This window comes from Streptomyces sp. NPDC041068, assembly GCF_040647455.1.
Lineage (GTDB): Bacteria > Actinomycetota > Actinomycetes > Streptomycetales > Streptomycetaceae > Streptomyces.
Genome location: NZ_JBEZCG010000017.1, coordinates 139,550 through 152,695 on the forward strand (window position 1 = coordinate 139,550; position 13,146 = coordinate 152,695).

11 protein-coding genes are annotated in these 13,146 nt (G+C 72.0%); 10 read left to right on the forward strand and 1 reads right to left on the reverse strand.

Going from position 1 to position 13,146, the window contains the following annotated elements:
* Window positions 1-31: 31 nt before the first annotated feature.
* Window positions 32-769 (reverse strand): MBL fold metallo-hydrolase, encoded by a 738-nt coding sequence (locus AB0B50_RS33865; RefSeq protein ID WP_362339735.1) that lies wholly within the window; start codon window positions 767-769, stop codon window positions 32-34.
* A gap of 193 nt (window positions 770-962) precedes the next feature.
* On the opposite strand from AB0B50_RS33865, the gene hrcA reads away from it, so the two are divergent.
* From hrcA to AB0B50_RS33915, 10 genes are all read left to right on the forward strand, one after another.
* Window positions 963-1,979 carry a heat-inducible transcriptional repressor HrcA gene (hrcA, locus tag AB0B50_RS33870; protein ID WP_362339643.1) on the forward strand — a complete coding sequence of 339 codons (1,017 nt, stop codon included), beginning with the start codon at window positions 963-965 and terminating at the stop codon, window positions 1,977-1,979.
* Window positions 1,980-3,119, forward strand: a complete 1,140-nt coding sequence (dnaJ, locus tag AB0B50_RS33875) for a molecular chaperone DnaJ (protein ID WP_362339644.1) — start codon at window positions 1,980-1,982, stop codon at window positions 3,117-3,119.
* Between the two features lie 163 nt (window positions 3,120-3,282).
* Window positions 3,283-4,356: a nitronate monooxygenase gene (locus AB0B50_RS33880; RefSeq protein WP_362339645.1), complete on the forward strand. Its 1,074-nt coding sequence runs from the start codon at window positions 3,283-3,285 to the stop codon at window positions 4,354-4,356.
* A complete protein-coding gene (locus AB0B50_RS33885) occupies window positions 4,353-5,093 on the forward strand; it encodes a 16S rRNA (uracil(1498)-N(3))-methyltransferase (protein WP_362339646.1) in 741 nt (246 codons plus the stop codon). Before AB0B50_RS33880 ends, AB0B50_RS33885 begins: the two co-directional genes overlap by 4 nt.
* A 301-nt stretch (window positions 5,094-5,394) precedes the next feature.
* Complete coding sequence (locus AB0B50_RS33890) at window positions 5,395-6,036, forward strand: hypothetical protein (protein ID WP_362339647.1); 642 nt, start codon at window positions 5,395-5,397, stop codon at window positions 6,034-6,036.
* Window positions 6,037-6,073: 37 nt separating this feature from the next.
* Window positions 6,074-9,292 carry a S41 family peptidase gene (locus tag AB0B50_RS33895; RefSeq protein ID WP_362339736.1) on the forward strand — a complete coding sequence of 1,073 codons (3,219 nt, stop codon included), beginning with the start codon at window positions 6,074-6,076 and terminating at the stop codon, window positions 9,290-9,292.
* A 116-nt stretch (window positions 9,293-9,408) separates the two neighbouring features.
* Complete coding sequence (locus AB0B50_RS33900; protein WP_362339648.1) at window positions 9,409-9,762, forward strand: histidine triad nucleotide-binding protein; 354 nt, start codon at window positions 9,409-9,411, stop codon at window positions 9,760-9,762.
* Between the two features lie 14 nt (window positions 9,763-9,776).
* Window positions 9,777-10,682 (forward strand): ribonuclease Z, encoded by a 906-nt coding sequence (locus tag AB0B50_RS33905; protein ID WP_362339649.1) that lies wholly within the window; start codon window positions 9,777-9,779, stop codon window positions 10,680-10,682.
* A 47-nt stretch (window positions 10,683-10,729) separates the two neighbouring features.
* Window positions 10,730-11,731, forward strand: a complete 1,002-nt coding sequence (locus AB0B50_RS33910) for an adenosine deaminase (protein WP_362339650.1) — start codon at window positions 10,730-10,732, stop codon at window positions 11,729-11,731.
* A gap of 170 nt (window positions 11,732-11,901) precedes the next feature.
* Window positions 11,902-13,092, forward strand: a complete 1,191-nt coding sequence (locus AB0B50_RS33915; protein WP_362339651.1) for a macrolide family glycosyltransferase — start codon at window positions 11,902-11,904, stop codon at window positions 13,090-13,092.
* Window positions 13,093-13,146: the final 54 nt, after the last annotated feature.

Genomic DNA, 13,146 nt, shown 5'->3' on the forward strand with positions numbered 1-13,146 from the left:
GCCGACCATAGGAAGAGTGGCGTTCCTTGTCCTACGACACGCCGAAACGGGACGCCAGTGTGGCGCGTTGCTCACGGACAAAGGACGCATTTACCGTCGCGCCGTGCCCCGGCACGTACAGCGCGTCCTCGCCGCCCAGCTCCAGGAGCCGGTCCAGTGCCGCGGGCCACCGCTTCGGCACCGCGTCCGGGCCCGCCTGCGGTTCGCCCGACTCCTCGACCAGGTCGCCGCAGAAGACGATCTCCCGCCCGCCGTCGGTGCCGGGGACCAGGATCGCCAGGTCGTGGCCCGAGTGCCCGGGGCCCACGTTCGCGAGCAGCACCTGGACGCCGCCGCCCAGGTCGAGCGTCCACTCCCCGCACACCAGATGGTGCGGGTGGACCAGGAGGTCGGCAGCCTCCGCCGCCGCGTCCGCGTCAACGCCGTGCCGCACCGCGTCCGCGCGCAGCTCGTCGCGGCCCTTGGCGAAGACCGTGTCGATGCCCACGGCGCCGTACACCTCCACGCCCGCGAAGGCGGCCGCCCCGAGGACGTGGTCGAAGTGCGGGTGCGTGAGGGCGAGGTGCGTGACCCGGCGGCCGCCGCCCAGGATCCCGCGTGCCCGGGTGCGCAGGGCCGCGCCCTCGGCCAGGCTCGAACCCGCCTCGATCATGAGGGCCGCGTCGTCGCCGACGACGAGCCCCGCCGTGCAGTCCCAGACCGGCAGACGGCACCTCCCCACGCGCGGTGCGAGTCGCTCCCAGCCCGCCGCTTCCCATGCCAGCGCCACGTCCATACGGTGACGCTAGCTCCTGCGGCACACGTCGGCATGACTTAGGGGGTCCGGCCTTGCCCCGTGCGTACCTCACGGCCGTACACTGACCTTTTGGAAGGCTGGCACTCCCCTGCGGTGAGTGCCAGGCCGGGGGCTCGGGGGTCCGGGGGCTCGGTGTGAACGACGGAGACGGTTGGAGGTGTGCGCGATGCTCAGTGAACGCAGGCTCGAAGTGCTGCGCGCCATCGTCCATGACTACGTGGGGACGGAGGAGCCCGTAGGCTCCAAGGCGCTCACCGAGCGGCACCGCCTCGGGGTCTCTCCGGCCACCGTCCGCAACGACATGGCGGCGCTGGAGGAGGAAGGGTTCATCGCCCAGCCCCACACCAGCGCGGGGCGCATCCCGACGGACAAGGGGTACCGCCTGTTCGTCGACAAGCTCGCCGGCGTCAAGCCGATGACCGCGCCCGAGCGTCGCGCCATCCAGAACTTCCTCGACGGCGCCGTGGACCTCGACGACGTCGTGGGACGGACCGTGCGGCTGCTCGCGCAGCTCACACGGCAGGTCGCCGTCGTGCAGTACCCCTCGCTCACGCGGTCGACGGTGCGGCACGTGGAGTTGCTCTCGCTGGCTCCCGCGCGTCTGATGCTCGTCCTCATCACGGACACCGGCCGGGTCGAGCAGCGCATGATCGACTGTCCCGCACCGTTCGGCGAGGCCTCGCTCGCCGATCTGCGGGCGCGGCTCAACAGCCGGGTCGCGGGCCGCCGCTTCGCGGACGTGCCGCAGCTGGTGCAGGACCTGCCCGAGGCCTTCGAGGCGGAGGATCGCGGCACCGTCGCGACCGTCCTCTCCACCCTCCTCGAGACACTCGTCGAGGAGACTGAGGAGCGGCTGATGATCGGCGGCACCGCCAATCTCACCCGCTTCGGACATGACTTTCCCCTCACCATCCGGCCCGTTCTCGAAGCCCTTGAGGAGCAGGTCGTGCTCCTCAAGTTGCTTGGGGAGGCTACGGATTCGGGCATGACCGTACGGATCGGTCATGAGAACGCCCATGAGGGCCTCAGCTCCACGTCCGTGGTCTCGGTCGGCTACGGTTCGGGCAGCGAGGCAGTCGCCAAACTAGGCGTGGTCGGACCGACCCGCATGGACTATCCGGGAACGATGGGAGCAGTACGCGCAGTGGCACGTTACGTCGGACAGATCCTGGCGGAGTCGTAAGTGGCCACGGACTACTACGCCGTACTAGGCGTGCGCCGCGACGCTTCCCAGGACGAGATCAAGAAGGCCTTCCGGAGGCTGGCGCGTGAGCTTCACCCGGATGTGAATCCGGATCCGAAGACTCAGGAGCGCTTCAAGGAGATCAACGCCGCGTACGAGGTGTTGTCGGACCCGCAGAAGAAGCAGGTCTACGACCTCGGCGGCGACCCCCTGTCCCAGGCGGGCGGCGGCCAAGGCGCGGGCGGCTTCGGCGCCGGTGGCTTCGGCAACTTCTCCGACATCATGGACGCGTTCTTCGGGACGGCGTCGCAGCGGGGGCCGCGGTCGCGCACGCGCCGGGGCCAGGACGCCATGATCCGTCTGGAGATCGACCTCGAAGAGGCCGCCTTCGGGACCACCAAGGACATCCAGGTCGACACCGCAGTGGTGTGTACGACCTGCAGTGGTGAGGGTGCCGCGCCCGGTACCTCCGCCCAGACCTGTGACATGTGCCGCGGTCGCGGTGAGGTGTCGCAGGTCACGCGGTCCTTCCTGGGGCAGGTCATGACGTCGCGGCCGTGTCCGCAGTGTCAGGGCTTCGGCACCGTCGTGCCGACGCCGTGCCCGGAGTGCGCCGGTGACGGCCGCATCCGGTCGCGCCGGACGCTGACCGTGAAGATCCCCGCCGGTGTCGACAACGGCACGCGGATCCAGCTCGCGGGCGAGGGCGAGGTCGGCCCCGGCGGCGGCCCCGCCGGCGACCTGTACGTGGAGATCCACGAGCTGCCGCACGAGGTCTTCCAGCGGCGCGGCGACGATCTGCACTGCACCGTCACCATCCCGATGACGGCGGCCGCGCTCGGCACGAAGGTGCCGCTGAAGACGCTCGACGGCATGGAGGAGGTCGACATCCGCCCGGGGACCCAGTCCGGGCAGTCGATCCCGCTGCACGGCCGCGGTGTCACGCATCTGCGGGGCGGCGGGCGCGGTGACCTCATCGTGCACGTCGAGGTCCTCACGCCGACGAAGCTCGACCCCGAGCAGGAGCGGGTGCTGCGGGAGCTGGCGAAGATGCGGGGCGAGGAGCGGCCCACGGGGCAGTTCCAGCCGGGGCAGCAAGGGTTGTTCTCGCGGTTGAAGGATGCGTTCAACGGGCGCTAGCCCTTTGCTGCGGGCGCCTCGTTGACTGTTGCCCGGGAGCTTCGGGCTGTGCCCACCCGTTCCGCCCTGCGGAACGCCTGCCCACAGCGGGAGCGGCCAGCCGCCGTCGCGTACCCGGAAGGGGCGATTCGGTCGGTGCGGGAGGACGTGGCACGATGCCGTCATGTCCTCCGCACTGACCGATCTCTGCCGCTGTCCGATCGTGCAGGCCCCCATGGCCGGCGGTGCCTCCGGCCCGCAGTTGGCCGCGGCCGTCTCCGATGCCGGTGGGCTCGGGTTCCTCGCCGCCGGGTACAAGACCGCCGACGGGATGTACCAGGAGATCAAACAGTTGCGGGGGCTCACCTCGCGGCCCTTCGGCGTCAACCTCTTCATGCCGCAGCCCGACACCGCGGACGCGGCGGCCGTGGAGGTCTACCGCAGCCAGCTCGCCGGCGAGGCGACCTGGTACGAGACGGAGCTCGGCGATCCGGACAGCGGGCGCGACGACGGGTACGACGCCAAGCTCGCGATCCTGCTCGACGACCCCGTGCCGGTCGTCTCCTTCACCTTCGGGTGCCCCACCCGCGACGTCCTCGACGCCTTCGCGCGCGTCGGCACCCTCACCGTCGTCACCGTCACCTCGCCCGAGGAGGCGCAGACCGCCCAGTGGTGCGGCGCCGACGCCGTGTGCGTGCAGGGCATCGAGGCGGGCGGGCACCAGGGGACCCACAAGGACAACCCCGAGGCCGACGGCGCCGGGATCGGTCTCCTTTCGCTGATCACGCAGGTCCGCGAGACCGTGCAGATCCCGATCGTCGCCGCCGGCGGGCTGATGCGCGGCGCGCAGATCGCCGCCGTGCTCGCCGCGGGCGCCGACGCGGCCCAGCTCGGCACCGCCTTCCTCGTCACCCCCGAGTCGGGCGCGAACGCCCTGCACAAGCAGGCCATGACCAATCCGCTCTTCGTGCGGACCGAGCTGACGCGGGCCTTCTCCGGACGCCCCGCGCGCGGCCTCGTCAACCGCTTCATGCGCGAGCACGGGCCGTACGCCCCCGCCGCCTACCCCCAGGTCCACCACCTCACCAGCGGGCTGCGCAAGGCCGCGGCGAAGGCCGGTGACGCGCAGGCCATGGCGCTCTGGGCCGGGCAGGGCCACCGGCTCGCCCGGGAGCTGCCCGCGGGGGAGCTCGTGGAGGTCCTCGTGGCCGAACTGGCCGAGGCGAAGGCCTCGTTGGCTTCGGAGGGCGCCGCGTGACCGCCCCGGTCTTCGTCGTCGAGCACTTCGACGCGGGCGACGGCGGACGCTATGTACTGGAGGGGCCCGAAGGGCGGCACGCCGTCTCCGTGAAGCGGCTGCGGGCCGGTGAGGACGTCGTCCTGACCGACGGCGCGGGACGCTGGGCGGACTGCGTGGTCCTCGACACCGAGGGCAAGGACCGGCTCGTCGTGACGATGGGCGCCGTGGCCGAGGAGCCCGAGGAGTCGCCGCGGATCACCGTCGTGCAGGCGCTGCCCAAGGGCGACCGCGGTGAACTCGCCGTCGAGACCATGACGGAGACCGGCGTCGACGCCGTCGTGCCGTGGACCGCGTCGCGCTGCATCACGCAGTGGAAGGGCGACCGCGGCCTCAAGGCGCTCGCCAAGTGGCGGGCCACCGCGCGCGAGGCGGGCAAGCAGTCGCGCCGGGTCCGCTTCCCCGAGGTGGCCGACGCCGCGTCGACCAAGCAGGTGGCCGCCCTCCTCGCGGGAGCCGACTTCGCTGCCGTCCTGCACGAGGAGGGCAGCGAGCCGCTGGCCACGGCCCAACTCCCGGCGGCCGGGCACGTCGTGCTGGTGGTCGGGCCCGAAGGGGGCGTTTCCCCCGACGAGTTGGCGGCCTTCGCCGAGGCGGGCGCGAAGCCCTACCGGCTCGGGCGCAGCGTGCTGCGCACCTCGACCGCAGGGACCGCGGCGACCGCGCTGCTCCTCGGGCGCACGGGCCGCTGGTCCTGACCGAACCCTCCGAGGGCTGTCCTGGAACCCGTTCAGGGGCGGGCGTCCGTGCTTCCGGCCGTGAGGAGCCCCTTCCGGCCGCGAGGACCCGTTCCGGCCCCGATGACCCCCTTTCGGCCGCGATGATTCGTTCCGGCCCCGATGGCCCCCTTCCGGCCGCGATGATTCGTTCCGGCCCCGATGGCCCCCTTCCGGCCCCGACGAACCCCTTTCGGCCGCGAGGGCTCCTTTCGGTCCGTGAGTGGACAGATGGCCGCAAGCGGTCTACCGCATCGGCGCGTGCGGTGGCACTCTGCCGCCTATGGGGGCTTTGAGGCGGTTACGCGACCGGGCTGCGGGGACGCGGCGCCCGGCGGCGAGGACACGGCGTCCGACGATTCTGTACGCGGTAGGGCTCGCCGGCGCCGCGGCGCTGGGCGTCACCGCGTGCGAGCCGGTGGAGGGGGACATCAACACCTCCGCCGTCGCCATCACCACCGACGAGATGGGCACCAAGGAGCTGGAGCGGCAGGGCGTCGACGTGTCGTGGCTCAGCTGCACCGCCAGCTTCGAGGACAAGGTCACGCCACGCAGCGAGTCCGCGAATGTCGAGTCCGTGGTCAAGGTGGACTGCCAGGGCGAGACCGACGACGGCACGGACATCACCATCAGGGGCCGGGTGCACTCCGTCGTCGACGGGGCCTGCGTACGGGGCAACCTCACCGCCAAGGTCGGCGGCAAGGAGTGGTTCCGGGTCGACGTCCTGGGCAACTGCGAGGCGGACAACGGAAACGATGACGGAAACGGCGACGGCAATGGCGACGGCGGCCATGACGGCGGGGACCAGCCGTCCACGACGCCTTCCCACCAGGAGCCCGAACCCGGGCCCACCACGACCGTCACGGTGACCGCCCCTCCCGACCCGGCGCCCGACCCCACCTGCAACTGCATCCCGGGCAAGTGATCCAAACCTGTGCCGACCCGCGCGGAGCCTGCCTAGGCTGGGCGATGTGACACAGACTGCGTACCTTCGGTTCCCGCACATCCACGGCGAGTTGATCACCTTCACGGCTGAGGACGACGTCTGGGTCGCGCCTCTCGACGGGGGCCGCGCCTGGCGGGTCAGCGCGGACAACATGCCCGTGAACCACCCCAGGATCTCCCCGGACGGCACGACCGTCGCCTGGACCTCCACCCGCGACGGCGCCCCCGAGGTGCACATCGCGCCGGTCGACGGCGGCCCCTCCAAGAGGCTGACGTACTGGGGGAGTTGGAAGACCGCCGTGCGCGGCTGGACCCCCGAGGGGCAGGTCCTCGCGGTCAGCGCCGAGGGCCGGCCCTCGGCGCGCCGCACCTGGGCGCGCGCCGTGCCGCTCGACGGCGGCCCCGCGGCCACCCTGCCGTACGGCGTCGTCGGCGACGTCGCCCACGGCCCCGAGGGCCAAGTCCTGCTGCTCTCCGCCCCGATGGGCCGCGAGGCCGCCTGGTGGAAGCGGTACCGCGGCGGCACGGCGGGCAAGCTGTGGATCCGCGCCGCGGGGGAGGACCAGTCCTTCGTACGCGTACACGAAGGCCTCGACGGGAACATCGAGTATCCGCTGTGGGTGGGGGACCGCATCGCCTTCCTCTCCGACCACGAAGGCGTCGGGGCGCTGTACTCGTCGCTGCCCGACGGTTCGGATCTGCGCAGGCACACCCCGATCGACGGCTTCTACGCGCGGCACGCCGCCACCGACGGCACTCGCGTCGTCCATGTGTCCGCCGGTGAACTCTGGCTCCTGGACGACCTGTCGGACGCCGAACCGCGCCGCGTCGACGTCCGGCTCGGCGGGCAGCGCACCGATCTGCAGCCCCATCCCGTCGCCGCCGCCCGCTGGTTCGGCGCCGCCGCGCCCGACCACACCGGACGCGGCAGCGCCGTCTCCGTGCGCGGCTCCGTGCACTGGGTCACGCACCGCGAGGGCCCCGCCCGCGCCCTCGCCGCCGAGCACGGGGTGCGCGCCAGGCTGCCCCGCACCTTCCGTGTGCAGGGCGAGGAACACGTCGTGTGGGTCACGGACGCCGAGGGCGACGAGGCCCTGGAGTTCGCGCCCGCCACAGGACCCGCGCCCGGCGCCACGCCCCGCAGGCTCGCCGCGGGACAGCTCGGCCGGGTCCTCTCGCTCGCCATGGCGCCGGACGGCTCCCGCGCCGCCGTCGCCTCGCACGACGGCCGGGTCCTGCTCGTCGAGCGGGAGAGCGGCGAGGTCCGCGAGGTCGACCGCAGCGAGGACGGCGAGGCCACCGGGCTCGTCTTCTCGCCCGACTCCGCGTGGCTCGCCTGGTCCCACGCGGGGCCGCGCCCGCTGCGCCAGCTCAAACTCGCCAACACCGCCGACCTGTCGGTGTCCGACGCGACCCCGCTGCGCTTTCGCGACTACGCGCCCGCCTTCACCCTCGACGGCAAGCACCTGGCGTTCCTGTCCGCCCGCGCCTTCGACCCGGTCTACGACGAGCACGTCTTCGACCTCGCCTTCGTCGGCGGCTCGCGGCCCCACCTGATCACGCTCGCCGCGACCACGCCGTCCCCCTTCGGGCCGCAGCGGCACGGCAGGCCCTTCGAGGCGCAGGACAGCCCCGGCGCCGAGACGCCCGACAGCGAGGGCGCGCCCGTCACCCGCATCGACTTCGACGGGCTCGCCGACCGCATCGTGCCGTTCCCCGTCGAGGCCGCCCGCTACACCACGCTGCGGGCCGCCAAGGACGGGCTCCTCTGGCTGCGCCACCCGGTGCGCGGCGTCCTCGGCGCCTCCCGCGCGACGCCGGACGACCCGGACCCCAAGACCGAGCTGGAGCGGTACGACCTCGCGCAGCGCCGCGTCGAGGAACTGGCCGCCGACGCCGACCACTTCGCGGTCACCGGCGACGGCAAGCGGGTCCTGCTGTGGACCGACGGCAAGCTGAAGGTCGTACCCAGCGACCGGCGCGCGTCCGGCGACGACGACAGCGACTCGAACATCACCGTCGACCTCTCCCGGGTGCGCCACACCGTCGACCCGGCCGCCGAGTGGCGCCAGATGTACGACGAGACGGGCCGCCTCATGCGGGACAACTTCTGGCGGCCCGACATGGGCGGCGTCGACTGGGACGCCGTCCTGGATCGCTACCGCCCCTGCCTGGCCCGCGTCGCCACCCACGACGACCTCGTCGACCTGCTCTGGGAGGTGCACGGCGAGCTCGGCACCTCTCACGCGTACGTCATCTCGGGCGGCGCGGGCGGGGCGCACCGCCAAGGGCTCCTCGGCGCGGACCTCTCGCGCGGCGAGGACGGCCTGTGGCGCATCGACCGGATCCTGCCCTCGGAGACCTCCGACCCCGCCGCGCAGTCACCGCTCGCCGCGCCCGGCGTCGCGGTCCGCCCCGGCGACGCGGTCATCGAGGTCAACGGCAGGACCGTCGAGCCCGTCACAGGACCCGGCCCGCTCCTCGTGGGCACCGCGGGCAAGGCCGTCGAGCTGACCATCTCGCCCTCGGGCGGCGGCGATCCGCGCCATGCCGTGGTGGTCCCCGTGGACGACGAGGAGGCGCTGCGCTACCACGCCTGGGTCGCCGACCGGCGCCGCTACGTCCACGAGTGCTCGGGCGGCCGCCTCGGCTACCTCCACGTGCCCGACATGCAGGCGCCGGGCTGGGCGCAGATCCACCGGGACCTGCGCGTCGAGGTCGCCCGCGAGGGCCTGGTCGTGGACGTCCGCGAGAACCGCGGCGGGCACACCTCGCAGCTCGTCGTGGAGAAGCTGGCGCGCCGCATCATCGGCTGGGACATGCCCCGCGGCTCGCGCCCCTTCAGCTACCCCGTGGACGCGCCGCGCGGCCCCGTCGTCGCCGTCGCCAACGAGTTCTCCGGCTCCGACGGCGACATCGTCAACGCCGCGATCAGGGCGCTGGGCATCGGCCCCGTGGTGGGCACGCGCACCTGGGGCGGTGTCATCGGCGTCGACAGCCGCTACCACCTGGTCGACGGGACGCTGGTGACCCAGCCGAAGTACGCGTTCTGGATGGAGGGCCAGGAGTGGGGCGTCGAGAACCACGGCGTCGACCCGGACGTCGAGGTCGTCGTCACGCCCGAGGACCACACCGCAGGCCGCGACCCGCAGTTGGACGAGGCCGTGCGCATCGCGCTCGCCGCCCTGGCGGAGAACCCGGCGAAGGCCGCCCCGCCCGTGCCCGGCACGGAGTGACCGTGCCCCGGCCTCCGGCACAGGGGGCCGATAGCATGCCGAAGGTACTGATCGTTCCCATCATCACGTACTGATCGTTCTCAGCGATCCCATCGTGCTCAGCTAGGAGGCGGCCCATGGCGGGCGAAGCGCAAAGCGACTGCCTGTTCTGCAAGATCGTCGCGGGTGAGGTGCCGGCGACCGTCGTCCGGGAGACCGAGACGACCCTCGCCTTCCGCGACATCAACCCGCAGGCGCCGACCCACGTCCTGGTGATCCCCAAGGTGCACTACCCGGACGCCGCGTCGCTCGCCGCCGCCGAGCCGAAGATCGCCGCCGATGTGCTGCGCGAGGCGGGCGACGTGGCGGCCGAGGAGAAGTCCGAGAGCTACCGCATCGTCTTCAACACCGGCGCGGGCGCGGGCCAGACCGTCTTCCACGCGCACGCGCACGTCCTGGGCGGCCGCGGCCTCCAGTGGCCGCCCGGATAGCGGGGCAACTCCCCTTGTCCGTACGTGAACTGGTGGTGCTCGGCACGGCGAGCCAAGTCCCCACCCGGCACCGCAACCACAACGGCTACGTCCTGTCCTGGGACGGCCAGGGCATCATGTTCGACCCCGGCGAGGGCACGCAGCGCCAGATGCTGCGCGCCGGGGTCGCCGCGCACGACCTGCACCGGATCTGCGTGACGCACTTCCACGGCGACCACTCGCTGGGCCTTGCCGGGGTGATCCAGCGCATCAACCTCGACCGGGTCCCGCACCCGGTCACCGCCCACTACCCGGCGTCCGGGCAGCACTTCTTCGACCGTCTGCGGTACGCGACGGCCTACCGCGAGACCGTGTCGCTCACCGAGGCGCCGGTCGCCGCGGACGGACCGCTGGCCACCACTCCCTCGTACACCCTGGACGCGGTTCGGCTCTCGCACCCCGTCGAGTCCTTCGGCTACCGCGTCACCGAGCCCGACGGGCGGCGCATGCTGCCGCGGCTGCTCGCCGAGCGCGGCATCAAGGGGCCCGACATCGGGCGGATCCAGAAGGAGGGCCGCCTCGGCGACGTCACCCTCGACGAGGTCAGCGAGGCGCGGCGCGGCCAGCGGTTCGCCTTCGTGATGGACACCCGGCTCTGCGACGGCGTGTACGCGCTGGCCGAGGGCTGCGACATGCTCGTCATCGAGTCGACCTTCCTCGACGAGGACGAGCAACTCGCCACCGACCACGGGCATCTGACGGCGAGCCAGGCGGCCCGGGTGGCGATCGACGCGGGTGTGCGCCACCTCGTCCTGACGCATTTCAGCCAGCGTTACCCCGACCCGAACGTCTACGAACAGCAGGCCCGCGCCGCCGGCTTCGACGGTGAACTCACCGTCGCCCGCGACCTGTTGCGCGTACCCCTGCCCAAACGAACCTGAGCACCACCAAAGAACTGCGCCACCAGAGAACTGAGCGAGACCGCACCATGCCGATCCCCAAGGCCGAACTCCACCTGCACATCGAAGGCACCCTCGAACCCGAGCTCGCCTTCGCGCTCGCCGCACGCAACGGCGTCGAACTGCCCTACGCCGACACCGAAGAGCTCCGCAAGGCCTACCTCTTCGACGACCTCCAGACGTTCCTGAACCTCTACTACAGCCTCATGGCCGTGCTGCGCACCGAGGCCGACTTCGAGGAGCTCGCGGACGCCTACCTCGCCTCCGCCGCCGCACAGGGCGTGCGGCACGCCGAGATCTTCTTCGACCCGCAGGCGCACACCGCCCGCGGCGTCCCCATCGGCACCGTGATCGAGGGCCTGGCCCGCGCCCTGGACCGCAGCGAGGAGCGGCACGGCGTCTCCACGCGGCTCATCATGTGCTTCCTGCGCGACGAGTCCGCCGAGTCCGCGATGGAGACCCTCCGGGCCGCCGAGCCGTACCTGGACCGGATCATCGGCATCGGCCTCGACTCGGCCGAGGTCGGTCACCCGCCGGTCAAGTTCAAGGAGGTGTACGAGGCAGCTTCCGCCCTGGGGCTGCGGCTCGTCGCCCACGCCGGTGAGGAGGGCCCGCCCGCGTACATCACCGAGGCCCTTGACGTGCTGCGCGTGGAGCGCGTCGACCACGGCCTGCGCTGCATGGAGGACCCCGAGCTCGTCGAGCGCCTGGTCCGCGAACGGGTGCCGCTCACGCTCTGCCCGCTCTCGAACGTCCGCCTGCGCGCCATCGACGTCCTGGAGGAGCACCCACTGGCGCGGATGCTGGACGCCGGCCTGATGTGCACGGTCAACTCCGACGATCCGGCCTACTTCGGCGGGTACGTCGACGACACCTTCCACGCCGTGCGCGAGGCCCTCGGGCTCGACCGGGAACGGCTTCGCACCCTCGCGCGGAACTCCTTCGAGGCGGCCTTCCTGGACCGGGACGCGGCGGACGAGGCGCTGCGGGCGAAGTACCTCGCCGAGGTCGAGGCTTATTCGTTCGACTGATCGCGGGGCGCCGGGTTACGGTCCCGGCATGGATTCCATCGCGCAGATCTACGGCTGACACGGCCTTCTGGCCCCCGCCCGCCCCTCGTGAGGCTTTGCCCGCGTAGAGAGGCCGAGGCGGTGGGCCGTCGTGTCCTCATCCGTAGCTTTCTGCATTCGAAGGAACTCTCATGTCATCTCGTGGACCTTCCCGTCGCCGTGCCCATATTGCGATGATCGGCGTCCCGATGGTCAGCCACGTGCTGCCCAGCCTGGAGATCATCCGTGAGCTGGTGGCGCGCGGCCACCGCGTCACGTACGCCAACGACCCGGCCGCCGCGGGGCTGATCGAGCCCACCGGCGCCGAACTCGTCGCGTACGAGTCGACGCTCCCGCACCGCGACAACATCTGGCCCGAGGACCCCATCGAGGCCAGCGGGCTCTTCCTCGACGACGCGATGGCGGTGCTTCCGCAGCTCCGCGCGGCGTACGACGACGATCCCGCCGATCTGTACCTGTACGACATCGGGGCGTACGTCGCCCGTGCGCTCGCCGAGGCGCAGGGGCGGCCGCTCGTGCAGCTGTCGCCCACGTATGTGGCCTGGGGCAGTTACCAGGAGGACGTGGGCGCGATGCTCGCCCAGCTGCCGGGAGCCGATGTCCTGGAGGCCCGCTTCAAGGAGTGGCTCGCCGGGTGCGGGGCCACCACGCTGGACGTCGGCGAGTTCTCCGGCGTGCCGCCGCGGGCCCTTGCCACCATCCCGCGCGCCATGCAGCCGCACGCCGACACCGTCGACGCCGAGCGGATCTCCTTCGTCGGGCCCTGCTTCGGGGACCGTGCGAAGCAGGGGAGTTGGGAGCGGCCCGCGGGCGCCGGGAAGGTGCTCCTGGTCTCGCTCGGCTCGGCGTACACGCAGCAGCCGGAGTTCTACCGGAGCTGCGTGGCCGCGTTCGGGGATCTGCCGGGGTGGCACGTGGTGCTGCAGATCGGCAAGCACGTGTCTCCCGCGGAGCTTGGTGATGCTCTTCCGGCCAATGTCGAAGTCCGCTCCTGGGTGCCGCAGTTGGCGATTCTTGAGCAGGCCGACGCCTTTGTGACCCATGCGGGCATGGGGAGCAGCTCGGAGGGGCTCTTCTGCGGGGTGCCGATGATCGCCGTGCCGCAGGGTGCGGAGCAGCCGATGAATGCGGATCGGCTTGTGGAGCTGGGGGTGGCCCGGCGTATCGACACGGAGGCGGCCACGGCGGCTGTTCTGAGGTCGGCGCTGCTTGAACTGACCTCGGATCCTGAAGTGGCGGAGCGTTGTGCGCGGTTGAAGGCGGAGGTGCGGGGTGATGGAGGTACAGCTCGGGCCGCTGATCTGATCGAGGCCGAGCTTTAGTTGCTGTTTCGCGCAGTTCCCCGCGCCCCTCAACAGGGGCGCGGGGAACGGGCC

What these genes read in the sequence shown, in the direction of transcription:
- hrcA (WP_362339643.1), top strand. Translation starts at nt 963, where the DNA reads ATGCTCAGTGAACGCAGGCTCGAAGTGCTGCGCGCCATCGTCCATGAC.
- AB0B50_RS33880 (WP_362339645.1), top strand. Translation starts at nt 3,283, where the DNA reads ATGTCCTCCGCACTGACCGATCTCTGCCGCTGTCCGATCGTGCAGGCC.
- AB0B50_RS33890 (WP_362339647.1), top strand. Translation starts at nt 5,395, where the DNA reads ATGGGGGCTTTGAGGCGGTTACGCGACCGGGCTGCGGGGACGCGGCGC.
- AB0B50_RS33900 (WP_362339648.1), top strand. Translation starts at nt 9,409, where the DNA reads ATGGCGGGCGAAGCGCAAAGCGACTGCCTGTTCTGCAAGATCGTCGCG.
- AB0B50_RS33910 (WP_362339650.1), top strand. Translation starts at nt 10,730, where the DNA reads ATGCCGATCCCCAAGGCCGAACTCCACCTGCACATCGAAGGCACCCTC.
- AB0B50_RS33915 (WP_362339651.1), top strand. Translation starts at nt 11,902, where the DNA reads ATGTCATCTCGTGGACCTTCCCGTCGCCGTGCCCATATTGCGATGATC.